The organism is Paenibacillus naphthalenovorans, assembly GCF_001465255.1.
GTDB classification, from domain to species: domain Bacteria; phylum Bacillota; class Bacilli; order Paenibacillales; family NBRC-103111; genus Paenibacillus_G; species Paenibacillus_G naphthalenovorans.
The window spans coordinates 3,174,377-3,197,780 of sequence record NZ_CP013652.1 but is presented as its reverse complement, the minus strand read 5'-3'; the positions used below and the strand labels follow the sequence as shown (position 1 = coordinate 3,197,780).

Sequence of the window (23,404 nt, the reverse complement as noted above, 5' to 3'; positions counted from 1 at the left end):
CTCGGCAAGAGATTTCAAAACAAGTCAGTAACGAATTGAGCAATCAATTTTCTCTAAACTTTATTGGAGAGTTTGATCCTGGCTCAGGACGAACGCTGGCGGCGTGCCTAATACATGCAAGTCGAGCGCTGGGGGTTCTCCCTTAGGGGAGACCTCCTGGAGCGGCGGACGGGTGAGTAACACGTAGGCAACCTGCCTGTAAGACCGGGATAACTACCGGAAACGGTAGCTAAGACCGGATAGGTGATTTCTCCGCATGGAGGGATCAAGAAACACGGTGCAAGCTGTGGCTTACAGATGGGCCTGCGGCGCATTAGCTAGTTGGTGGGGTAACGGCTCACCAAGGCGACGATGCGTAGCCGACCTGAGAGGGTGATCGGCCACACTGGGACTGAGACACGGCCCAGACTCCTACGGGAGGCAGCAGTAGGGAATCTTCCGCAATGGACGCAAGTCTGACGGAGCAACGCCGCGTGAGTGAAGAAGGTTTTCGGATCGTAAAGCTCTGTTGCCAAGGAAGAACGCCTTGGGGAGTCACTGCCCTGAGGGTGACGGTACTTGAGAAGAAAGCCCCGGCTAACTACGTGCCAGCAGCCGCGGTAATACGTAGGGGGCAAGCGTTGTCCGGAATTATTGGGCGTAAAGCGCGCGCAGGCGGCCGCTTAAGTTTGGTGTATAAGCCCGGGGCTCAACCCCGGATCGCACCGAAAACTGGGTGGCTTGAGTGCAGGAGAGGAAAGCGGAATTCCACGTGTAGCGGTGAAATGCGTAGAGATGTGGAGGAACACCAGTGGCGAAGGCGGCTTTCTGGACTGTAACTGACGCTGAGGCGCGAAAGCGTGGGGAGCAAACAGGATTAGATACCCTGGTAGTCCACGCCGTAAACGATGAGTGCTAGGTGTTAGGGGTTTCGATACCCTTGGTGCCGAAGTCAACACAATAAGCACTCCGCCTGGGGAGTACGCTCGCAAGAGTGAAACTCAAAGGAATTGACGGGGACCCGCACAAGCAGTGGAGTATGTGGTTTAATTCGAAGCAACGCGAAGAACCTTACCAGGTCTTGACATCCCTCTGACCGGTACAGAGATGTACCTTTCCTTCGGGACAGAGGAGACAGGTGGTGCATGGTTGTCGTCAGCTCGTGTCGTGAGATGTTGGGTTAAGTCCCGCAACGAGCGCAACCCTTGAGCTTAGTTGCCAGCATTAAGTTGGGCACTCTAAGTTGACTGCCGGTGACAAACCGGAGGAAGGTGGGGATGACGTCAAATCATCATGCCCCTTATGACCTGGGCTACACACGTACTACAATGGCCGGTACAACGGGAAGCGAAGGAGCGATCCGGAGCGAATCCTTATAAGCCGGTCTCAGTTCGGATTGCAGGCTGCAACTCGCCTGCATGAAGTCGGAATTGCTAGTAATCGCGGATCAGCATGCCGCGGTGAATACGTTCCCGGGTCTTGTACACACCGCCCGTCACACCACGAGAGTTTACAACACCCGAAGTCGGTGGGGTAACCGCAAGGAGCCAGCCGCCGAAGGTGGGGTAGATGATTGGGGTGAAGTCGTAACAAGGTAGCCGTATCGGAAGGTGCGGCTGGATCACCTCCTTTCTATGGAGTCCATGTTACCTGCGGGGTAACGGACAATAAGCAAGAAGCACTCACTCGTGTTCAGTTTTGAAAGGTGCAATGCCTTTCAATACCGTTTGTTCCTTGAAAACTGGATATCGAAACGAAGCAAAATGCTGAATCATCCCGCTGCGATTTTCGTAAGAAAATCGTCAGCAGCCGATACGTAAGTGTCGGTACCGAATAACCAAATTGGTTAAGCTAATAAGAGCACACGGAGGATGCCTAGGCGCCAGGAGCCGATGAAGGACGTGGCGAACGACGAAATGCCTCGGGGAGCCGTAAGCAGGCTTTGATCCGGGGATGTCCGAATGGGGAAACCTGCGTATCGTAATAGATACGTACCATGCAGTGAATACATAGCTGCATTGGAGGCAGACGAGGGGAACTGAAACATCTAAGTACCCTCAGGAAAAGAAAACAAAAGTGATTCCGTCAGTAGCGGCGAGCGAAAGCGGATTAGCCCAAACCAGGGGGCTTGCCCCCTGGGGTTGTGGGACGTCAACGTGGGTTGAGCAGAGTAGGTGAAGCGGTCTGGAAAGGCCGGCCGGAGAAGGTAACAGCCCTGTAGCCGAAATTCTGCGAAAGCCCTAGACGGATCCCGAGTACCGCGAGACACGTGAAACCTCGTGGGAATCCGGCAGGACCATCTGCCAAGGCTAAATACTCCCTGGCGACCGATAGTGAAGCAGTACCGTGAGGGAAAGGTGAAAAGAACCGCGGGAGCGGAGTGAAAGAGAACCTGAAACCGTGTGCTTACAAGAAGTCAGAGCTCGTTAAAGGGTGATGGCGTGCCTTTTGTAGAATGAACCGGCGAGTTACGTTTGCAAGCGAGGTTAAGGTGAGAAGCCGAAGCCGCAGCGAAAGCGAGTCTGAATAGGGCGAATGAGTTTGCAGGCGTAGACCCGAAACCGTGTGATCTACCCCTGTCCAGGGTGAAGGTGCGGTAACACGCACTGGAGGCCCGAACCCACGAATGTTGAAAAATTCGGGGATGAGGTGGGGGTAGCGGAGAAATTCCAATCGAACTCGGAGATAGCTGGTTCTCCCCGAAATAGCTTTAGGGCTAGCCTCGGGAGATGCGTCGTGGAGGTAAAGCACTGATTGGGTGCGGGGCCCGCCAAGGGTTACCAAGTCCAGTCAAACTCTGAATGCCACAGACGTTAACCCGGGAGTCAGACAGTGAGTGCTAAGATCCATTGTCAAGAGGGAAACAGCCCAGATCATCAGCTAAGGTCCCCAAGTGTGTGTTAAGTGGGAAAGGATGTGGAGTTGCGCAGACAACCAGGATGTTGGCTTAGAAGCAGCCACCATTCAAAGAGTGCGTAATAGCTCACTGGTCGAGTGACTCTGCGCCGAAAATGTAACGGGGCTAAACACACCACCGAAGCTATGGGTCCAGTAATGGGCAGTAGGGGAGCGTTGTAATCGGGTTGAAGTCAGACCGTGAGGACTGGTGGACTGGTTACAAGTGAGAATGCCGGTATGAGTAACGAAAAGATCAGTGAGAATCTGATCCGCCGAAAGCCTAAGGGTTCCTGAGGAAGGTTCGTCCGCTCAGGGTAAGTCGGGACCTAAGGCGAGGCCGAAAGGCGTAGTCGAAGGACAACAGGTTGAAATTCCTGTACCACCGTGAACCGTTATGAGCGATGGGGTGACGCAGAAGGATAGTGACGCGAGCTGATGGATGCTCGTCCAAGCAGTGAGGCTGGTGTGCAGGCAAATCCGCACATCGAAAGGCTGGGCTGTGATGGGGAGGGAAAATTGGAGTACCGAAGGTCATGAGTTCAGGCTGCCAAGAAAAGCCTCTAGCCAGGGAGAAGGTGCCCGTACCGCAAACCGACACAGGTAGGCGAGCAGAGGATGCTAAGGCGCGCGGAAGAACTCTCGTTAAGGAACTCGGCAAAATGACCCCGTAACTTCGGGAGAAGGGGTGCCCCGGTAGGGTGAATAGCCCGAGGGGGCCGCAGTGAAAAGGCCCAAGCGACTGTTTAGCAAAAACACAGGTCTGTGCGAAGCCGCAAGGCGAAGTATACGGGCTGACGCCTGCCCGGTGCTGGAAGGTTAAGGGGAGCGGTTAGGGTAAGACCGAAGCTGTGAACCGAAGCCCCAGTAAACGGCGGCCGTAACTATAACGGTCCTAAGGTAGCGAAATTCCTTGTCAGGTAAATTCTGACCCGCACGAATGGCGTAACGACTTGGGCGCTGTCTCGACGAGAGATCCGGTGAAATTTTAATACCTGTGAAGATGCAGGTTACCCGCGACAAGACGGAAAGACCCCATGGAGCTTTACTGCAGCTTGATATTGGACTTTGGTACGATCTGTACAGGATAGGTGGGAGCCAGGGAAGCATGAGCGCCAGCTTGTGTGGAGGCGACGTTGGGATACCACCCTGATCGTATCGGAGTTCTAACCTGGTGCCCTAAGCGGGTATGGGGACAGTGTCAGGTGGGCAGTTTGACTGGGGCGGTCGCCTCCTAAAGCGTAACGGAGGCGCCCCAAGGTTCCCTCAGAATGGTTGGAAATCATTCGCAGAGTGCAAAGGCAAAAGGGAGCTTGACTGCGAGACAAACAGGTCGAGCAGGGACGAAAGTCGGGCTTAGTGATCCGGTGGTACCGAATGGAAGGGCCATCGCTCAACGGATAAAAGCTACCCTGGGGATAACAGGCTTATCTCCCCCAAGAGTCCACATCGACGGGGAGGTTTGGCACCTCGATGTCGGCTCATCGCATCCTGGGGCTGAAGTAGGTCCCAAGGGTTGGGCTGTTCGCCCATTAAAGCGGTACGCGAGCTGGGTTCAGAACGTCGTGAGACAGTTCGGTCCCTATCTGTCGCGGGCGTAGGAAATTTGAGAGGAGCTGTCCTTAGTACGAGAGGACCGGGATGGACGTACCGCTGGTGTACCAGTTGTCTCGCCAGAGGCACGGCTGGATAGCCAAGTACGGAAGGGATAAGCGCTGAAAGCATCTAAGCGTGAAGCCCCCCTCAAGATGAGATTTCCCAGTATGTAAGACCCCTTGTAGACGACGAGGTAGATAGGTTCGGGGTGGAAGCACGGCAACGTGTGGAGCTGACGAATACTAATCGGTCGAGGGCTTATCCAAAAAACACATGAAGATGATCAGCGGCTTGGTTTCGATCCAGTTTTCAGGGCGCAAGCCTTGAGATAAGAATACGTTTGGTGATGATGGCGGAAGGGAACCACGCGTACCCATACCGAACACGGCCGTTAAGCCTTCCAGCGTCGATGGTACTTGGACCGCAGGGTCCTGGGAGAGTAGAACGTCGCCAAGCGAAGCTTCTACAAGAGTGGGGATTCTGTTATGAAGCATGTATAGTCGGGCTCGGTAGCTCAGTCGGTAGAGCAGAGGACTGAAAATCCTCGTGTCGGCGGTTCGATTCCGTCCCGAGCCACCATGAACGGCATACATTCTTTCATATGCGGAGGATTAGCGAAGTGGCCAAACGCAGCAGACTGTAAATCTGTTCTCTGACGAGTTCGGTGGTTCGAATCCATCATCCTCCACCATTTATTCCTATGAGCCATTAGCTCAGTTGGTAGAGCACCTGACTTTTAATCAGGGTGTCGTAGGTTCGAGTCCTACATGGCTCACTTTTCAAAATTATATGCGGTTGTGGTGGAATGGCAGACACGCTATCTTGAGGGGGTAGTGGGCGTAGGCCCGTGGAGGTTCGAGTCCTCTCAACCGCACCATAATTTTAAACTCATTTCAAACATGCGGTCGTGGCGGAATTGGCAGACGCGCTAGATTCAGGTTCTAGTGGTGTAACAGCCGTGGAGGTTCGAGTCCTCTCGACCGCATCATAACGTCAGTAAAGGTTTCTGATCTGCACATTCTGGCAGGTTGGGGATCTTTTTTATTTTTGGACAGAAGATACTTAGAACTTTAATCCAATATTGGTGATGGTGGAGAAATGGCTATGACCGGCCATTTCTGATTCTTACTTACACCGTTCGCCAGTGCCATTTAAGGTCCGCGATAAGTCGGATAAAAATTTGCGGATGCGGAACCCGCGGAAACCCTTGATTCTACAAGGATTTTCATGGGCTTTATGTTCCTCATCCTTGACTTGTTTCCCACTTGGGTCCCAAGCCTCAATCGTGTGTGAGAACCACCTTCGGTGGCAGATTGTCTCTGCTGCGCTGAAAATCAGCCTAACAGCTCTATCTGCAGGCGATGGCCTTGGCAAGGGCTCCCAACCCTTTACTTCTGCCATACCGTCGTTTTTTCCATATCCCACAAGGGCCGTCCCTCAGTCATCCAGTTACTCCATCAGGTTGACATATGGGAAAGCCCCTACTTTTTATCCAGATACTTTACCAAACTACCGCGTTACACAAAATAAGATTGTGCATAAAATGATAGATCATATTTTCAGCTAAATTGTATAAATTATTGTTGACAATAATGTTGGAATAGAAATATACTAAAGTTAGCTATCTGGGGAAGGAGTATTTGGCGTACAATGCTAAATGAAGCTACATTACTGAACGAAGAAGAATGCTATCTCCGATTGAAGGAGGATATATGCCGCGGGATTCTGATGCCCAACCAGCACCTTGTGGAATTGGATTTGGCGAAATCATATGGTGCCGGACGCGCGGCGATACGGACTGCATTGGCGCGCTTGGAGCAAGAGGGCTTGGTAGAGCGGGAACGCTATCGCGGAGCGCGTGTCCGTCTCGTCACGGAGGAAGAAGCGATTGAAATCCTCGAGGTACGTACAGCTTTAGAAGGCCTAGCCGCTCGTCGCGCCGCAGAAAATGCAACAGACGAGGACGAGGGTGTTCTTCAGGACATTTTAAATGAAATGAAAATATATTACGAGGCAAACGATCTGCTGAAATATTCAGATTGCAACACAAGGCTTCATCACATGCTCATTAAAATGTCGGGGAATAAGACCGCAGCGAAGGTTTTGGATACGCTCAATTCACAGAGTGTTCGTTTTCAGTATAAAACGATTTTGCAACGGGGGCGGCCTGATAAATCATACGAAGATCATCGGGCGATCGTTGAAGCTGTAATCCGACGTGATCCTGATGCGGCAGAACAAGCCATGCGCCTGCACCTCGGCCGGATTTTAAACGGGTTGCGAGATTTATTTTAGACGTTTTTGTTCTTAAAGTGAATGTTTAACGTGAGTGGGGTGAGGGAATGGCTCGTCGAAAAAGTATTGAGATTAAAGGGGTAAATCATCACGGAACGATTCCGATTCCCTTGGGAGCGAAAGTGGGTCGATTTGTCTTCTCTTCTGCGATTGCCGGGGTTGACCCGGCAATCGGCAAGATTCCGGATGAGCCGGAAAAACAAATTGAGCTAGTCTTTGATCACGTTCATCGCTTCATGGAGGTCGCCGGAGGAACTTCAGCCGATATCGGGAGAATGACGGTTTATCTCCAGGATGAGCAGTATCGGGACTTAGTCAATCAGGCATGGGTGAGCATGTTTCCCGATGCTGCCAATCGGCCTGCGCGACATACGGTAGTGAAGGATTTGCGGGCGGGAGCGCTCGTGCAAGTTGAAATCACAGCTGTTTTACGCGAGGAAGCGTGAAAGTATTTTTGCTGCCGTTTCTCGTATGAAGATTTGAAAGGGGTTTCATTTATGAGGCGTTTAGATTCAGGACGCTCCCAGACATTTTAGTGGTTGTAGGAAACGATCAGGCCAACATTTCATTGAAAAGATCATGACCGAGGGGGTTGATGTCTCTAAAGCTTAGTATCTGGAATACGTTTCAGGGTATCGGTCTCCCGCCGGTACGGGATCAGGAATGACTTTTGCAGTCTGGAAGCAAGAGATTCTGTGGAACTGCCGTCATCGATGCAAACGGATGCAGGTACATTGGGTTGGGAGGTAATCAAATGGCGAGGATACATAATTTAAGAAATGGTATTGATCGAGAAATGCTTAATGAAATAAAAGAAAAATTTGAAGAAGGATTGTTCCCTCAATGGATTTTAACAGATCCGGATATTTATGCTTTGGAAGTGGATAGGATATTCGGATACACATGGCAATATTTAGGGCATGAGTCGGAATTAAAGGAACCAGGGGACTATGTCACCAGATGGTTGTTGGATGATCCTGTGTTGTTAATCAAAAACAAACAGGGAGAAATCAATGCCTTTTTGAATTCTTGTACCCATAGAGGAACACATTTATGTACGGCCGATTCAGGAAATAAGAAAGCGTTTACATGCCCGTTTCATGGCTGGACGTTTAATACGGAGGGAGAGCTGATTGGAGTCGTTGCAGGCGACAAGGTCTATGGCCAAAAATTGAATAAGAAAGAGTGGTCGCTGCGCAAGATTCCCCGAGTTGAGACATATAAGGGCATGATTTTCGGCAATATGGACAAAAATGCAATGTCTTTGGATGAGTATCTCGGGGAACTCAAATGGTATCTTGACATTATTTTAGGACGAAGCGACGGAGGAATGGAGGTCAAAGGAGGTCCTCAGCGCTGGGTTGTAAACACGAATTGGAAGTTAACGGCGGAAAACTTCGGGGGCGACCCCTATCATGTAGCAACTACTCACAGATCTACCGTTGAACTTGGCATAAGTCCCAAGGACCCGCTATATTCCAGTTATGGCCATCAAGTCAAGTTAAATCATGGACATTGTGTAAACGTAAGTACAGTCGTGCCCGGTTTAAATATGCCGCCTTATCAAGGGCTGCCTAAAGAAATGTGGCCCATGTTTGAAAGGAACTTATCCAAAGAACAGTTGGAGGTTTATAAAAAGACCACCGTGATCGTCGGTTCTTGCTTCCCGAATCTTTCTTTCCATTGTCCGGTGCATGGAAGTGAAGGTCACTTGCACAATTATTTAACTTTGCGTATATGGCGTCCAATGGGGCCGGACAAAATTGAAATATGGTCTTGGTTCTTGATCGATAAAGCTGCACCGGAAGCGTATAAAATGGATTCGTATAAAGGCTATGTGGCTTCGTTTGGTCCATCGGGAACTTTAGAGGCGGACGATACGGAAATCTGGACTCGGGTGGTTCAGGCAAGCAAGGGGAGAATGGCTCGCGATAAGGACCTTAGTTATAATAATCTGCTTAACTATATGATGGGTATGGATGAAGTGTTGCCGGATGAATCGTGGCCGGGACCCGGTGTCGCTTACCCGACATGTTATGTGGATGCCGCCTTGAGAGGGATGCATGACTATTGGTTGGAACTGATGACAAGCGATTTGAAAGATGATAGTAAATGGAACGATTGAAATCGGTAAGAAAAAGGGGAGAAAAGGAGGGGATGGTTATGAATTATGAGCTGCACTACCAAATAACGAATTTTCTCAACACTGAAGCGCTTTTATTGGATAATAGGGAGTTCGAGGATTGGTTGGAACTGCTTACGGATGATGTTGTTTATCGGATGCCTGTACGGGTCACGAAGGAATCCAAAGACGGTTTCGATAAAAATAATGATATGGCTTATTATGAGGAAACCAAGAAATCTTTGACAACACGGGTAAAAAGACTTAGAACCGGCTCGGCATGGGCCGAGGATCCTCCGCTGCGTACACGCCATTTTGTATCCAATATTATTATTAAAGAAGGTACATCCAGTAACGAGTTAAAAGTACAAAGTTATTTTTCGTTTCAACGAAGCAGGGGAGTTGATCATGCCGTAGAGCAAATTTTTGGCGAGCGTTTAGATGTATTGCGCAACATCGGTGGAGATTGGAAAATCGCTTCCCGGAGCATTTATCCGGATCAGACCGTGTTAACTATGATGAATTTGAGTACGTTTTTGTAAGTCAACAGAAGGGAGATTTTTATTGCAATGGAAAGAAAGCTTAGGAGCTATGTTGAACCGGGTAGTGTAAGATGGGCCATGAGGCGGGCGCAATGGGGAGTTTTCGGAATCAACGAGGAGGATATGGAAAAGCCCAAGATCGCGATCGTAAACACCTCCTCAAACCTGGCGGCGTGCTTTGCCCACCTTGATGGCATCGCTGCGAAGATGAAGGAGGAAATACGCGCTGCCGGTGGTTTGCCATTTGAGGTACGCACGGCGGCACCGTCGGATGCCGTAACCAGTATGGGACGTAAGGGAGGATATATTCTGCCGGCCCGCGACCTGATTGTGAACGACGTCGAGGTGGCGGTGGAAGGAGCCATGCTGGACGGGATGATTTGCCTGGTATCCTGTGATAAGACAGTGCCGGGTCTTCTCATGGCGGCCGCCCGGCTTAACATTCCGACTATTGTCGTAGCTTGCGGTTATCAGCCAAGCGGGCAGTATCGTGGCGAGCACATTGATTTTGAGGATCTATGGTTAAACGCTGTAAAGCAACAAAACGGCAAGAGGGTTTATTCGGTCGAAGAACTGAGTGAGATGAGCAAGAATGCGATCCTTGGTCCTGGCGTATGTGCCGGGATGGGTACGGCCAACACCATGCACATTGTTTGCGAAGCCCTTGGCATGGCGCTTCCCGGCAGCACTCCGGTACTGGCCAACAGCCAGAAGATGTGGGACACGGTCGGGCTCGCTGCCAAAAGAATAGTACAAATGGTGTGGGACGACCTGAAACCCCGTGATATTCTTGTACCTGAAGCTTTTGCCAATGCCGTGAAGGTGGTGTTGGCGATCAGCGGTTCGATCAATGCGGTGAAGCATCTTCAAGCGCTGGCCAGGGAGGCTCAGATGGATGTGGACATTTACGGCATGTTCGAACGGTTTGCCGATGAAATTCCGCTTCTGAGCGCCGTACGGCCCAACGGGGAGCATACGATTGAGCAGTTCGAGGCGGCTGGCGGAGCGCAAGCGGTCTTGAAGCAGCTCGAATCTTTCCTTCATACCGATACAATAACGGTATCCGGCCGGACCATAAAGGAGAACCTTCACGGGATCGCGATCTCCGATGAAGAGGTGATCCGTCCAGTAAACCGCGCGTTCGTCAATCGCCCTTCTATTGTATTAATACGCGGTTCGTTAGCACCGGACACCGGTATCGTCAAACTTGCAGTCACCGATGATCGGCAACTTCAGTTTAGCGGGCCGGCGATTGTCTTTAATTCAGCCGATGAAGCCATTGAAGGCGTACATAAGGGACTGATCAAGCCCGGACATGTGGTTGTAGTCAGAGGACTTGGTCCAAAGGGTGCACCCGGCATGGGCTTCTTGTCCAATTTTGTTTTTGCCCTGAACGGGGCGAGTTTAGGCGATAAGGTTGCAGTGGTGACTGACGGGCAACAATCAGGACTTTCCAATATGAGTCTGGCGGTGAACGAGGTCTCTCCTGAAGCGGCGGAGGGCGGACCTATAGGACTTGTGGAAGATGGCGACACCATCGTAATTGATGTAGAGAAGCGTTTCGTCAATCTTGAAGTGCCGGAAAGCGAGCTAGAGCTTCGGCGTTCGCGCTTAAATGGCGCTCCTGCCATGGAAGAGCACGGATGGTTGTCGATTTATCAGCGATTGGTTAGGCCGTTGCCTGAAACCGGAGGTATTCTCTTTAAATAATTAATCACAAGAAGGGATGTTTGGAGAATGGAAGAAATGAATTTAAAGGTTACGCGGACGGTTCAAAAAGACATAACGGTAAACGTACAGGAGGTGAAAGTCGATATTTGTGTAGTAGGTGCGGGCATTTCCGGAGTTTCAGCCGCTTTGGAAGCGGCACGATCCGGTCATAAGGTGGCATTGGTGGACGGTTCGCCTACCTTAGGGGGGCAGGCTGTGAATTCGATCATAGGCACATTCGCCGGCCTGGTTTCCAACGGTCCGAACCCATACCTGATGACCTATGGCATTGCTGAAGACATCATCCGCGATCTTGGCGCTGCAGGGAATTTGCACCTGCGCAGGAGATTTAATACCATCATGTACGATGAGGTAGCCCTTGCCCGATGGATAGAAAAATCCGTTAGAGATGCCGGGGTAACCGTAATTACCGGTGCCGTTTTGCGGGGGGTGACAAGAAAGGGAACGCGTATCGATTCGATCGATTTGGCCACCCGGTATGGCGATTTGCGCCTTTATGCAAACGGTTTCGTAGATGCGACGGGTGACGCTGCACTTGCTTGGCACGCCGGCCTTCCATGCCGGGAGCCTGCGGAAGGTTCGGTTTATGGGTCCCAGGTGTTGGTACTCGAGGGGATCGACGAAAAGAACTACCCGTCATATGACGAGCTAATTCAAAGACTTAAGGATAAGGCCGATGATTATGGATTTGAACGGAGGGACGGTCTTGCCATCGTATTCCCGGGCAGGGGAACAGCCCTTCTCAATATGACGCACGTTGAAACGCCGCTTGAGCCGATTGCGGCAGCGGAAAAAGCGCTTGAAGGCAAGGATCAGGCTGATCGAACGGTTGTATTTCTAAAGAATGAATTTCCTCTTGCATTCGGCCAGTGTCGAGTACGCAGTTATGGCTTTCCCGGCGTCCGGCAAACGCGCTGGATTGTCGGCCGCCGGCAATTAACGGTTGAGGATGTGCGTGCCGGAACGCGGTTTCCGGATGCAGTAGCCCGTACAGCATGGCCGATTGAACTGCATAATCGAAAGGATGGCTATGTCTGGCAGCCATTTTCCGAGGATCATGTCCACTATATCCCTTTAAGCAGTCTGACGCCTCCCGATGTTGACAACCTGGCTGCAGCCGGCCGTTGTATTGACGGGGATCTGGCGGCTCTGTCCAGCGTACGTGTTATGGGACCGTGCATTGCAACGGGGGCGGCAGCAGCACACGCATTAAGCCTTGCCGGTACGGGCAGCGTCCATGAGATCGACATTGCCGCACTTCAGGAACGGTTGAAGGATAACCTTACCAGAATGGATCCATATAACGGATAAAGGAGGTGTTCATGGTGAAAAAAACAGTTTACCCGGTAATTGCTATTCTTTTACTTTTCGCGATGATGCTTTCCGGTTGCGGAAAAAGTGCGGAAAAACAGGGGAATTCCGCGGAACCGGCTAACCCGTCGGAGCCTGCTAATACAAAACCGGCCGAATCGAAGTCGGTATCGTTGGCCTTATTAAAATTTACGTCCAATGCTCCACTGTTTATCGCTTATGAGAAAGGCTTTTTCAAAGATGAACATCTCGACGTTGAATTAAAATGGTTCGATTCGGCGAATGCCGTCAACGTAGCCGTGGCGTCCAGCAGCGTGGATATTGCGGCTGCCGGTTTGACTGCAGATTTTTACAATATGATCGCGCAGGGTCAAAAGATGTTTCTCGTCGCCGATAAGGGCAGAGAGGAAAAGGGATATGCCTATTCGGCGCTGGTGCTGCCTAATGATTCTCCGTACAAATCGGTTGAAGAGTTAAAGGGAAAGAAAGCCGCCATTACAACCATCGGCAGCACGAACCATTACTCGATAGCCAGAATATTGGAGAATCATGGCATGAGTTCGAAGGATGTTCAATGGACACCGATGAACTCCGTCAGCGGCGTGGTAGATGCCATTAAGGGCAAACGCGTGGACTTCGGTTTTATCAGTGAGCCCAATGTTACCAAGGCTGTGGATGAAGGTTTTGGCAAAACGCTCACTTGGATATCGGACGAGATAAAATTTCAAAGTTCCGCCCTTGTTTTTTCTTCAAAATTCATATCCGACAGGGATGCGAGTGTACGTTTCCTGAAAGCATATCTCAAGGGACTGCGCTATTATTATGACGCGGCATTGACCAAGAAGGACGGGAAATTGGCGCAGGGCCCGAATTTTGACGAAGTGCTCAAGATCATCACCAAATATACCGGCCAGCCGGAAGACGTGATCAAAAAGTCCTTTCCGTTTATCGACCGTAACGGAAAGCCTGATATTGATGATCTCAAGGAGCAGATCGCATGGTATGCCAAGGAAAAATTGATTGTCAAAACGTTGGAGGTTGACGATTTCGTAGATACCACGCTGTTAGACGAAGCTTTAAAAGCGGCAGGGAATTAAAAAAATTATAATTGGCTGGTGAATAGGACGTGAGAATTGTTGTCGAAAATGTTCGGAAACAATTTATTGACACAAACAAGCGGGAAATCACTGCGCTCAAGGACATCAATTTTACGATAGCGGCCCAGGAATTTGTAGTACTTGTCGGCCCAAGCGGCTGCGGCAAATCTACTTTATTGAACATTGTCGGGGGACTGCTGTCCCCCAGCAGCGGTGAAGTGAGTTTCGAAGGGCTGCAGGGAAACAAGGAGCCGAAGCTCGCGATTGTGTTTCAGGAAATTGCGTTATTCCCCTGGCGGACCGTCTACGAAAATGTGATATTTGGTCTGGAGGAGCAAGGTGCCAGCAAAGAGGAGCAGCAGGAAAAAGGCCGCCATTATATCGAAATGGTGGGCTTGACCGGCTTTGAGTCCGCATATCCGAAGCAGCTATCGGGGGGCATGCGGCAGCGTGCGGGGATTGCAAGAGCGCTTGCCGTCGAGCCGGACCTTCTGCTGATGGATGAACCGTTTTCGGCTCTTGATGCACAAACGCGAACCATTATGCAAGAGGAACTGCTGGCCATATGGAATCGTACTAGACTAAGTACGCTTTATGTCACCCACAACATCGAAGAGGCGGTCTATTTAGCCGACCGGGTCATTGTAATGTCACGACGCCCCGGAGAGATTAAAAACATTATCCGCATCGATCTGCCGAAAATCGGCCGGAATCAGGAAGAATACCGGTTGGTATTCGAACGTTATGTGGATGAAATATGGCAGCTCATCCGGCATGACGCACAAGAAGCACTGAAGGAGGGGGATTAGGATGGAACAGGGAAGCACGAACGTGAATATAGTCAGTCGGACCGTTCAGCCTCAAAGGCAAACCATCCGCAATCGCGTAGCCTTTTTGGAGAAACGAACCCCGGTCTATGCTTCGGTGCTGGGAGTACTCGGCATCTTGACATTATGGGAGGGGCTTGCCCGAATACAAGTGATTCCGCCGCTTTTTTTGCCTTCCCCTTCGGCCATTCTTGCAGCCGGATGGCAGATGGTAACGACGGGGGAAGTCACGGATAATATTTTGACAAGCTTAATGCGGATAGGGACGGGGTATGCCATCGGAGCGGTTGCCGGCATTGTGATCGGGCTGCTGCTGGGCTTCTTTCGCTGGGTGGATTCCGTATTAACTCCGGTTATTTATTCGATCTACCCGATCCCGAAGATTGCGCTGCTGCCGTTGTTTATCTTATGGCTTGGGATCGGAGAACTGCCCAAGTTTACGATTATCGCGCTTGGCGTATTCTTCCCGGTAGTGATTAACACCTATGCCGGAGTCAAACAGGTTGACCCGATCCTGCTCAAAGCTGCCGTTACGTTCGGATCGAAATATTTCAGCGTCATCCGCAAGGTTATTCTGCCTGCTGCACTGCCGACCATTTTTGCCGGGCTAAAGCTTGCTGCCGGGAATTCCCTGCTCTTGCTTGTCTCGGCGGAAATGATTGCGGCTGAGAAGGGGGTCGGCTCCATGATTTTGCATTACGGCAATCTGATGATGACGACCAATTTGATGGTAGGTGTCTTGATCTTGTCCATGCTCGGCCTATTGTTTAACCGTTCGTTGGAATGGCTGGAACGAAAGCTGCTGCCGTGGAAATAAAGGAGAAGAGGTGTTCATACGATGATCATTGATTGCGATGTCCATCATGCCCGGCGAAAAGAGGTAGACCTGGCTCCCTATTTGCCCGAACCATGGAGATCGGAGCTTTTGAAGTACGGTGAGAGGAAAATGGATTCCGGGATTCTGAATGAAGGTGGATTCCGATGGGATTCCATTCCGCCCAATGGCGGCCCAGCCGGTTCGGATCCTGATTTTTTAAGGGAGCAATTGCTGGATAAGTACAATTATTCGTATGCTTTACTGACGGGATCGGGGTATCACATATCGGCCATTCCGGATCCCGATTACGCTCAGGCGATATGCTCGGCATATAATGACCATTCCATCGAGCATTGGCTGCCTAAGGATAAACGATTTAAAGGCGTCATTATGGTAGCCCCCCAAGATCCGCATCTGGCGGCAAGAGAAATCGAAAGGCTTGGAGACCATCCGGACATGGTCATGGTTGCTATGTCTTCAACGTCACGCATTCCCTTCGGCAATCGCTTTTACTATCCAATCTATGAGGCGGCGCAGCGAAAAGGACTTCCCATAGGGGTGCATACCGGCCAATCCAATGCCATGTTTGCGCAGGCGTCGCCTACACCGGCAGGTGTCGCCCGCAATTATCTGGAGTGGCATTCATGTGTACCGCAGATCTATATGGGTCATTTGGCAAGCATCATATTGGAAGGCGTTTTTGAGCGGTTTCCCCGACTGAAGTTCGTACTTATTGAAGGCGGATTTGACTGGCTGCCGCATTTAATGTGGAGAATGGATGGACGCTTTAAGGGGCTGCGTCAGCAAGCACCTTGGTTAAAGCGCCTGCCCAGCGAGTATATAGCCGATCATGTACGTCTGACTACCCAACCATGGCCGGATCCGAAGAAAGAAGAACATTTGCTTCATATATTCGATATGATGGACGCCGAAAATATATTGATGTTCGCGAGTGATTATCCTCATTGGGACTTTGACGAACCCAGCGTTTTGCCGAAGAAGCTTTCGGAAACGGCAAGAAAGAAAATACTGCATGATAATGCTGCGGAATTTTTCAATTTGAAGTAGCAGTCATCCATTATGGCCTGAACAGGAGGAAGGAAGCAAATGGTATGGAATCTTGTTGCCCGGGAAGGGGAGATTGCTCCCGGAAAGGCTAAGTTAGTACAAGTCGATAATAAGCAAATCGGCATTTTTTATGAAGGAAACAAGTATTACGCCATATTGAACATTTGTCCGCATTTTCATGCGGAAATATGCAAGGGGCATGTAACCGGAACCCTGATTTGCCACTCTTTTGAAGAATATGAAATGCGGCATGATGAATTGGTGCTGAGATGTCCTTGGCATCATTGGGAGTTTGCCATGGATTCGGGAAAGGCTGTTATTCCGTCTATTAAGCAAAGACTGAAAATCTATGAAGTCAAAGTTGAAGACGGAAATGTATTTGTCGCCGTTTAGTTTTGCAGTACAACTCTATTTATTGGAGGGCTGCTTAATATGAGAAAAGTAAAAATAGTAATGTTGGCGGTTATGCTGCATCTCTCAACATTACTTATGGCTTGTGGAACAAATACAACCACCCAAGAGACTCAAAAGGAAACTCCCAAAGTTGGTGCAACTCAAGAAGAATCGCCAAAGCCGGTTAAGAATCCTTTTTCTATAAACGTAGCCATATCGAAGTTTACAACCAATGCGCCATTGTTCATAGCTATGGAAAAAGGTTTTTTTAAAGATGAAAATCTGGATGTAACATTCAAGTTTTTAGATTCGGGCCAGGCGATCAATGTAGCGGTAGCATCCGGAAGTGCAGATGTTGGAGCAGGCGGCTTTTCAGCGGACTTGTACAATATGATTTCAGCCGGAGAGAAGGTTGTTGCCGTAGCAGATAAAGGGAGGGAAGAAAAAACATATCATTATTCAGCCATCGTGGTTAGAGAGGATGACTCCGAAATCAAATCGATTAAAGATTTAAAAGGCAAAAAGATCGGACTCACGTCGATTGGAAGCGCCAATCAATATAATATAGGAATGATGTTAGAAAAAAACGGTTTAAATTCAAAGGATGTTCAATGGGTATCGTTAAATAGTGTCAGTGGTCTGCTGGAAGCGTTAAAAGGCAAAAATCTGGATGTCATTGGGCTCAGTGAACCTAACGTGTCCATTGCGATAAAGGAAGGGTACGGAAAAGTACTCGCTTGGGTTTCAGACGAGATTTCTCCTCAATCCGCTGCGATATTTTTCTCGTCAAAGTTTGCCGGAAACGAAGATGCGAGTGTACGTTTTCTGAAGGCCTTTATTAAAGGTTCACGTTATTATTACGATGCGGTACTTGCAAAAAAAGACGGGAATTTTGTAAAAGGCAGCAACTATGAAGAAGTGATCGGCATTATTTCCAAATATAGCGAGCAGCCTAAAGAGAGGATTACCGTTTTTCCGTACATTGATCCCAACGGTAAAATGAATGTGGAAGATATCAAGGAACAAATCAATTGGTACTTTAAGGAAAATTATATTAAACAGATGGTTGATCCCAAGGATTTCGTAAATACGGAATTATTGGAAAAAACATTGAAGGAAATGGGAGAATAACATCTGATGTGTACCGATGACAAAATTGTTATAAATATTGTTGACAATAATGTGTGCATTAAATACACTGGAATTATCCGGATGGGAGGTGAATGCATTGAAACTTCATCATTTTGTCAGTTGGGTAACAGGAGCTGCCGGAGGTTTGGGCCAGGCAATCAGCCATAAGCTTGCCGAACAAGGGAGTCATCTTATACTTAGCGATATAAATCATGATGCTTTACAAAAGCTGTCTCTAAAGCTTTCCGCATATCCTGTGGAAATTATGAATCTTCCTTTAGATGTATCGGACACGGAGGCCGTATGGGAAGGGGGACGAAAAATAAAGGAACGCTTTGGGAGGGTCGATATCCTAATTAATAATGCCGGTATCTCTCCTAAAGGTCCGAATGGTTCGATTCCATTTCAAGAGATTAGGATTGAAGATTGGAACCGGGTGCTTGCCGTTAATTTGAACGGTCCCTTTAATTGCAGCCAGGTTGCGCTGGAGATGATGGTTGAAAATCAAAGAGGACGAATCGTCAATATATGTTCTCAAGCATCCCGAACCTACAGTCCGGTTACATCCGCGCACTATGCTGCAAGCAAATCCGGACTGCTGGGATTAAGCCGTAAATTAGCCGGCGAATACGGTCCTTTAGGCATTCGGGTAAATGTAGTTGTACCCGGACGTGTTGATACGCCAATGACACAAAGCGTGGATAAGGAATTAAGCCGGCAAGCTGCGCTTAGAACACCATTGAGACGGATCGGTCAACCAGAAGAAGTTGCGAATGCGGTCGCATTTCTTGTTTCCGATGAGGCCAGCTATGTGACCGGAGCCGTACTTGATGTAACCGGCGGCAGCCTGATGCTCTGATTTATCGCGGAAAATTGGTCAGTAATCTATATAACCATACATACAACAAATCGAGGTGATGGAATGGCTCGTAGGAAAAGTATCGAGATCGAGGGGATCACTCATAGGTCTGCCCCTATTCCTTTGGGAGCGAAAGTGGATCAATTGGTCTTCTCTTCTGCGATTGCAGGAATGGATCCGGCATCAGGCGAGATCCCGGAAGATCCGGTAAAACAAGTGGAACTTGTTTTTCGAAACGTTGAACGCTTCATGGAAATTTCGGGAGGCACTCCCGCCGATATCGGAAGAATGACGGTTTATCTCCAGGATGAGCAATATCGGGACTTGGTCAATGAAGAGTGGGTGAAAATGTTTCCTGATCCTGAAAGCCGGCCTGCACGGCATTCTGTAGTTAAAAATCTGCGGATGGGAGCCATCGTACAAGTTGAAATTATTGCTGTTTTGCCCTGAAAAAATCATAAGTTCGAGCAACAACTGCGAATAAAATTACAATGCGATTTGAAAACGGCTTCATTCATTAATGATTTATCATAGGGAGGATGATTCGTTTGGCAAAGATCGTGCTTGGTATTGGTTCGTCGCATAGCCCACAAGTGAGCAGCACGGCGGATATTTGGTCACTGCATGCGGAACGGGACCGATTGAATCCGGATACTCATTATGAAGAACGTGAACGGGAGCTCGGTCACACGCTTCAGGAGCAATTATCCCCGGAAGTTTGGCAGAAAAAATACGAAGCATGTCAAGCTGCTGTGGAGCGTTTGAACCGCGAGATTCAGGAGGCTGATCCTGACATTCTGGTGGTTGTAGGGGACGATCAGGAAGAGCTCTTTTTGGATGAAGCTAAGCCTACATTCGGTGTGTTCTGGGGATCGGAATTGAAAGATTTTCCCCTCCGCTTGGAGGATCTTCATCCGTCGATGCGCCCCGTCATATGGGCTTGGCACACGACAGAGAATATCGATTATTACCCCGCGCATAGCGAATTAGGCAAACATATCATTGAAAAGATGATGATCGAGGGGTTTGACGTCTCACAAAGCACAACCCAGATCGAGGGCCGGTCGCTCGGTCACGCTTATACATTTGTCCAACGGCGGTTGGCTACTCACAAGACCATTCCCATGGTCCCGGTATTTGTCAATTGCTTTTATAAGCCCAATCAGCCTACCCCTGCACGTTGTTATGAGTTCGGGCAAGCACTGAGACGGGCCATTGAGTCATGGGAAGAAGATCAACGTGTCGCTGTCATTGCATCCGGCGGGTTGAGCCATTTTAAATTGGATGAGCATCTCGATCAAGTAGTTATTCAAGGGCTCAAGAGCAAGGAGCCTGAGATTCTCAAGACGCTGCCCAGGGAAAAGCTGGAGGGGGCCTCCGGGGAGATTCTGAACTGGATTGTTTCTGCAGGTGCAATTGAACATTTGGAACTGCAGTATCTGGAATATGTTTCAGGGTATCGGTCACCCGCCGGTACGGGAGTAGGAATGACATTTGCAGTCTGGAGATAAGCACAAATGATGTGTAGGGCAAGAGTGGGGAGGAATCTGGTTGGATATCGATTCGGTAAAGGAACGTCAGCTTGCGTTAAGTCACGGCACTACATATTATCTGGAAGCAGGTCAGGGGGAGCCGTTGATTTTGCTTCATGGGGTCGGATTTTGGACGGGGGGCGATTACTGGCTTCCGAACATGGCTGAACTCAGCCAATATTTTCATGTTTATGCTCCTGATTTCGTTGGCTGGGGAAAGGGAGACCGGCTTCAGGTCGAGTATTCGTTTTCTTATCTCGCGGACTTTGTCCGAGAGTTTCAGGATGCTTTAGGAATTTCATCCGCGCATGTTGTGGGTCACTCGATGGGGGGATGGGTTGCATCGCTTCTCGGTTATGAAAGCCCGGATCGCGTTCGCACATTGACCTTGATTAGTGCCGGAGGGATATCCAAGCGCACTTTATCATCGATGACATCGTTTAAGCCGCCGGTCTATGATGACATTTTGAAGCATGTGAGTGAAACGTCGTGCGGTGAAACCACGAAAATCGCTGAAACCGCTAAGCGGTGGTATGAACGCACTTTGCTGCCGGGGGCATTAGAGGCCTATCAAAAAATATTGAACCATATGAATGAACCTACACACCGCGCCAGATACAACCTGCAGCGGAGATTGCCTTATATAAAGAGCCCTGCTTTAATTATCTGGGGATCCGAGGATAAGATCAATGATATCAGTATGGGCGAATTGATGCATTCTCTGATTCCGCATTCTGAGCTGGCGGTTGTATCTTGTGGGCATTACGGCCCGAGTGAAAAGCCCCGCGAGATCAACGCTCTGATCATTCAATTTATACAGAAGCATCTGGAATCGCAGAGCAACCAGAATTCCATGAAGATCATTTAGATCACGGCAAAAAGAGGTTCGAGTCCTCTCGAGCGGATAATTAAAACAAGGAATCATCAATACGGGATTCCTTGTTTTTTCCTTTTAAAGATACCTCATTTCAGACACATTGAAAGCATGATGTACAATAAAATAGAATGTTGCATTTTGACTTAAAGCCTGCTATATTAATATTTGTCACTCTACCGGCATTCCAATCGTGTCGTCCCGTACCGACCATTTTAATCAGCCATGCGGGTGTAGTTCAATGGTAGAACTCCAGCTTCCCAAGCTGGCGGCGTGGGTTCGATTCCCATCACCCGCTTAATGAAAGAACCTTGTATATCAAGGTTTTTTTTATTTTCTATTCTCTTCACGAACCTTCATCTTCAGGGGGTGGGGACAATTTGAGGATACTTGCTTAATAAAGAGCGTGAGAGCAGGAGAAGACATAAGTGTCATTCAAAGCCTTAGTGGTCATAGTTCTTCGGATATGATTCTTACAGTATGCCAAGTGAGGAAGATAATTGAACGAACATTTAAGGAATAGTCACCTTGAAAGGTGGCTTTTTTAGAATGTTCTGTTTGCAACATTAGAGGAAGAATTGATTATCCGTACCATTATGATTTTAGTTCTTATAGAAGAAAATAAGATAATGGATGTAAACGCTATGTTGGAATGGAGGGCAAATGGAAGTTGGGGATGGGCTTATCACATTGGAAGTTAATTTTTAAGAAAGTAAAAAATTGGTCCAAGGATGTGGGTTCCTGGGGCCTTTTTATCTCTTATGATAGTATGTTCCTGAATTGTTTTGAGCATGCTTCATTCCAGAATTGGTTTAAAAGTATCGGATTTTCAAAATCGAGAAAAGCATACATTGAGGGGAAGGTGGATACAATGACTGATTTAAACGAAATCATGGACAAGCTCATAGCAATGGGATCGGAGCAAACAAAACAGATCTTCCTGCGTCACGGTGCGAAAGAGCCTTTGTTCGGAGTGAAGGTGGGCGATTTAAAGAAGCTGGTCAAAGATGTGAAAAAAGACCAGCATCTCGCTCGTGCGCTATACGAAACCGGAAATAGCGATGCGATGTATTTGGCCGGACTTACCGTTAACCCCAAGACGGCGACAAAAGAAATGCTTCAAGACTGGGTGAGAAGAGCCAATTGGTACATGCTTGCTGAGTATACGGTAGCATGGGTTGCCGCGGAAAGTCCGTACGCCATGGAATTAGCCAGGGAATGGATAAAGTCGCCTGAGGAAATGATCGCCGTTTGCGGCTGGAGCACTTATGCGAACTATATCTCGATTACTCCTGACGAGCTTTTGGATATAAATGAAATCAGACAGCTTTTAAAGCAGGTGGAAGCGACCGTACATGACGAAATGAACCGGGTCCGCTATACCATGAATTCATTCGTTATTGCAGTCGGTACCTACGCAGCCGTTTTGCATGAGGAGGCAATGAGGGTTGCTGAATCGATCGGTAGCGTACACGTGGATGTCGGGGCAACGGCTTGTAAAGTACCGCTGGCGTCGGAATACCTTCGCAAAGCGAAGCAGGCCGGCAAAATCGGCAAGAAGAAAAAGACCTGTATTTGTTAATTTACGTTCAACGGGATTCTCCCGGCCGGGATGAAAGAACATATTTGTTCATGGGGCGGCCTACGCCATACTGCAGATCAAGGCGTACTTGACCGCTCTTTTCCAAATAATCCAAATAACGCCGAGCCGTGACCCGGGCGATGCCAACGCCTTCGGCTACTTCTTCAGCTGAAAGCGGATCGGTTTGGCCCGATAAAAATTGAAGAATTTGCTTCAGGGTTAAAGCTTGCAGACCTTTGGGCAGATCTTGGACCGCCGCTGCGTCTGAAGCGGATATAAGTGAAGAAGGCGTTTGCGGATTGCCGTACAGAACCCGGTCGAGCTCGCTTTGGGTTACCGTATGCTCGCTTTGAAGCGTTTCTTTGATGCTCCGGTAATGCTCAAGCGCCTGTTTGACACGATCGAATTTAAACGGTTTTATAATGTAATCGACCGCTCCGTTTTGCAGCATCCGCTCAATGGTTCGCATATCGTTAGCGGCGCTGATCACAATAACATCAACGGATAGCTGCTGTTTCCGAATTTGTGCCAGCGTTTCTATCCCGTCCTGTACCGGCATGAAAATATCAAGGATCATCAGGTCCGGCTTCAGCTTCTTCACCATGCGCAGCCCTTCATCTCCGCTGGAAGCGGTGCCGATAATTTGAAAGCCTTTCACACGTTCGATAAACTGTTGGTTCACTTCTTGAACCATAGGATCGTCTTCGACCAGTATAACACGAAACAGCTTGGATTCTGGGGAATTCATCATAT

General features: G+C 48.9%; 18 protein-coding genes, 6 tRNA genes and 3 rRNA genes. 26 read left to right on the top strand and 1 reads right to left on the bottom strand.

Annotated elements, in window-relative coordinates; genetic code table 11:
• The first annotated feature begins 60 nt into the window (after positions 1–60).
• From IJ22_RS15670 to IJ22_RS15545, 26 genes are all read left to right on the top strand, one after another.
• A 16S ribosomal RNA gene (locus tag IJ22_RS15670) occupies positions 61–1,611 on the top strand.
• A 212-nt stretch (positions 1,612–1,823) separates the two neighbouring features.
• Positions 1,824–4,736: ribosomal RNA gene (locus IJ22_RS15665) — 23S ribosomal RNA — on the top strand.
• 73 nt (positions 4,737–4,809) lie between these two features.
• Positions 4,810–4,926, top strand: a 5S ribosomal RNA gene (gene rrf, locus IJ22_RS15660).
• The 16S, 23S and 5S rRNA genes sit together here with 5 tRNA genes alongside, the layout of an rRNA operon.
• Before the next feature lie 47 nt (positions 4,927–4,973).
• Positions 4,974–5,049 (top strand) — tRNA-Phe (locus IJ22_RS15655).
• A 26-nt stretch (positions 5,050–5,075) separates the two neighbouring features.
• A tRNA-Tyr gene (locus tag IJ22_RS15650) sits at positions 5,076–5,161 on the top strand.
• A gap of 11 nt (positions 5,162–5,172) precedes the next feature.
• A tRNA-Lys gene (locus tag IJ22_RS15645) sits at positions 5,173–5,245 on the top strand.
• A gap of 16 nt (positions 5,246–5,261) precedes the next feature.
• Positions 5,262–5,347 (top strand) — tRNA-Leu (locus tag IJ22_RS15640).
• Positions 5,348–5,371: 24 nt separating this feature from the next.
• Positions 5,372–5,455, top strand: a tRNA-Leu gene (locus IJ22_RS15635).
• A gap of 665 nt (positions 5,456–6,120) precedes the next feature.
• Positions 6,121–6,765: a GntR family transcriptional regulator gene (locus tag IJ22_RS15630; protein ID WP_054820327.1), complete on the top strand. Its 645-nt coding sequence runs from the start codon at positions 6,121–6,123 to the stop codon at positions 6,763–6,765.
• A 47-nt stretch (positions 6,766–6,812) separates the two neighbouring features.
• On the top strand, positions 6,813–7,211 hold the full coding sequence (locus tag IJ22_RS15625) for a RidA family protein (RefSeq protein ID WP_054820326.1): 399 nt from the start codon (positions 6,813–6,815) through the stop codon (positions 7,209–7,211).
• Between the two features lie 308 nt (positions 7,212–7,519).
• Positions 7,520–8,890 carry an aromatic ring-hydroxylating oxygenase subunit alpha gene (locus IJ22_RS15620; RefSeq protein WP_062409482.1) on the top strand — a complete coding sequence of 457 codons (1,371 nt, stop codon included), beginning with the start codon at positions 7,520–7,522 and terminating at the stop codon, positions 8,888–8,890.
• 38 nt (positions 8,891–8,928) lie between these two features.
• Positions 8,929–9,429 carry a 3-phenylpropionate/cinnamic acid dioxygenase subunit beta gene (locus IJ22_RS15615; RefSeq protein ID WP_054820325.1) on the top strand — a complete coding sequence of 167 codons (501 nt, stop codon included), beginning with the start codon at positions 8,929–8,931 and terminating at the stop codon, positions 9,427–9,429.
• Between the two features lie 27 nt (positions 9,430–9,456).
• Complete coding sequence (gene ilvD / locus IJ22_RS15610) at positions 9,457–11,139, top strand: dihydroxy-acid dehydratase (protein WP_062409481.1); 1,683 nt, start codon at positions 9,457–9,459, stop codon at positions 11,137–11,139.
• 27 nt (positions 11,140–11,166) lie between these two features.
• Entirely contained in the window at positions 11,167–12,471 is a 1,305-nt protein-coding gene (locus tag IJ22_RS15605) for an FAD-dependent oxidoreductase (RefSeq protein ID WP_062409480.1), read from the top strand.
• A gap of 11 nt (positions 12,472–12,482) precedes the next feature.
• The gene (locus IJ22_RS15600; RefSeq protein ID WP_062409479.1) at positions 12,483–13,568 is read left to right on the top strand and encodes an ABC transporter substrate-binding protein; all 1,086 of its coding nucleotides are present in this window, start codon (positions 12,483–12,485) and stop codon (positions 13,566–13,568) included.
• 29 nt (positions 13,569–13,597) lie between these two features.
• A complete protein-coding gene (locus IJ22_RS15595; protein ID WP_062409478.1) occupies positions 13,598–14,377 on the top strand; it encodes an ABC transporter ATP-binding protein in 780 nt (259 codons plus the stop codon).
• Between the two features lies 1 nt (position 14,378).
• A complete protein-coding gene (locus IJ22_RS15590; protein ID WP_062409477.1) occupies positions 14,379–15,212 on the top strand; it encodes an ABC transporter permease in 834 nt (277 codons plus the stop codon).
• 21 nt (positions 15,213–15,233) lie between these two features.
• Entirely contained in the window at positions 15,234–16,280 is a 1,047-nt protein-coding gene (locus IJ22_RS15585; RefSeq protein WP_062409476.1) for an amidohydrolase family protein, read from the top strand.
• 39 nt (positions 16,281–16,319) lie between these two features.
• Positions 16,320–16,673, top strand: a complete 354-nt coding sequence (locus IJ22_RS15580) for a Rieske (2Fe-2S) protein (protein WP_062409475.1) — start codon at positions 16,320–16,322, stop codon at positions 16,671–16,673.
• A gap of 39 nt (positions 16,674–16,712) precedes the next feature.
• Positions 16,713–17,804, top strand: coding sequence for an ABC transporter substrate-binding protein (locus IJ22_RS15575; RefSeq protein WP_062409474.1), 1,092 nt, complete (start codon positions 16,713–16,715; stop codon positions 17,802–17,804).
• Between the two features lie 97 nt (positions 17,805–17,901).
• The gene (locus tag IJ22_RS15570; protein ID WP_054820006.1) at positions 17,902–18,663 is read left to right on the top strand and encodes an SDR family NAD(P)-dependent oxidoreductase; all 762 of its coding nucleotides are present in this window, start codon (positions 17,902–17,904) and stop codon (positions 18,661–18,663) included.
• A gap of 63 nt (positions 18,664–18,726) precedes the next feature.
• A complete protein-coding gene (locus IJ22_RS25800) occupies positions 18,727–19,113 on the top strand; it encodes a RidA family protein (RefSeq protein WP_074728795.1) in 387 nt (128 codons plus the stop codon).
• A 98-nt stretch (positions 19,114–19,211) separates the two neighbouring features.
• Complete coding sequence (locus IJ22_RS15560; protein WP_062409473.1) at positions 19,212–20,174, top strand: DODA-type extradiol aromatic ring-opening family dioxygenase; 963 nt, start codon at positions 19,212–19,214, stop codon at positions 20,172–20,174.
• 40 nt (positions 20,175–20,214) lie between these two features.
• On the top strand, positions 20,215–21,063 hold the full coding sequence (locus tag IJ22_RS15555) for an alpha/beta fold hydrolase (RefSeq protein ID WP_062409472.1): 849 nt from the start codon (positions 20,215–20,217) through the stop codon (positions 21,061–21,063).
• A gap of 233 nt (positions 21,064–21,296) precedes the next feature.
• Positions 21,297–21,367, top strand: a tRNA-Gly gene (locus tag IJ22_RS15550).
• Positions 21,368–21,940: 573 nt separating this feature from the next.
• Positions 21,941–22,651: a DNA alkylation repair protein gene (locus tag IJ22_RS15545; RefSeq protein ID WP_062411015.1), complete on the top strand. Its 711-nt coding sequence runs from the start codon at positions 21,941–21,943 to the stop codon at positions 22,649–22,651.
• Positions 22,652–22,658: 7 nt separating this feature from the next.
• Here IJ22_RS15545 and IJ22_RS15540 read toward each other — a convergent pair whose 3' ends face one another.
• Positions 22,659–23,399 carry a response regulator gene (locus tag IJ22_RS15540; protein ID WP_054820075.1) on the bottom strand — a complete coding sequence of 247 codons (741 nt, stop codon included), beginning with the start codon at positions 23,397–23,399 and terminating at the stop codon, positions 22,659–22,661.
• Between the last annotated feature and the right edge of the window lie 5 nt (positions 23,400–23,404).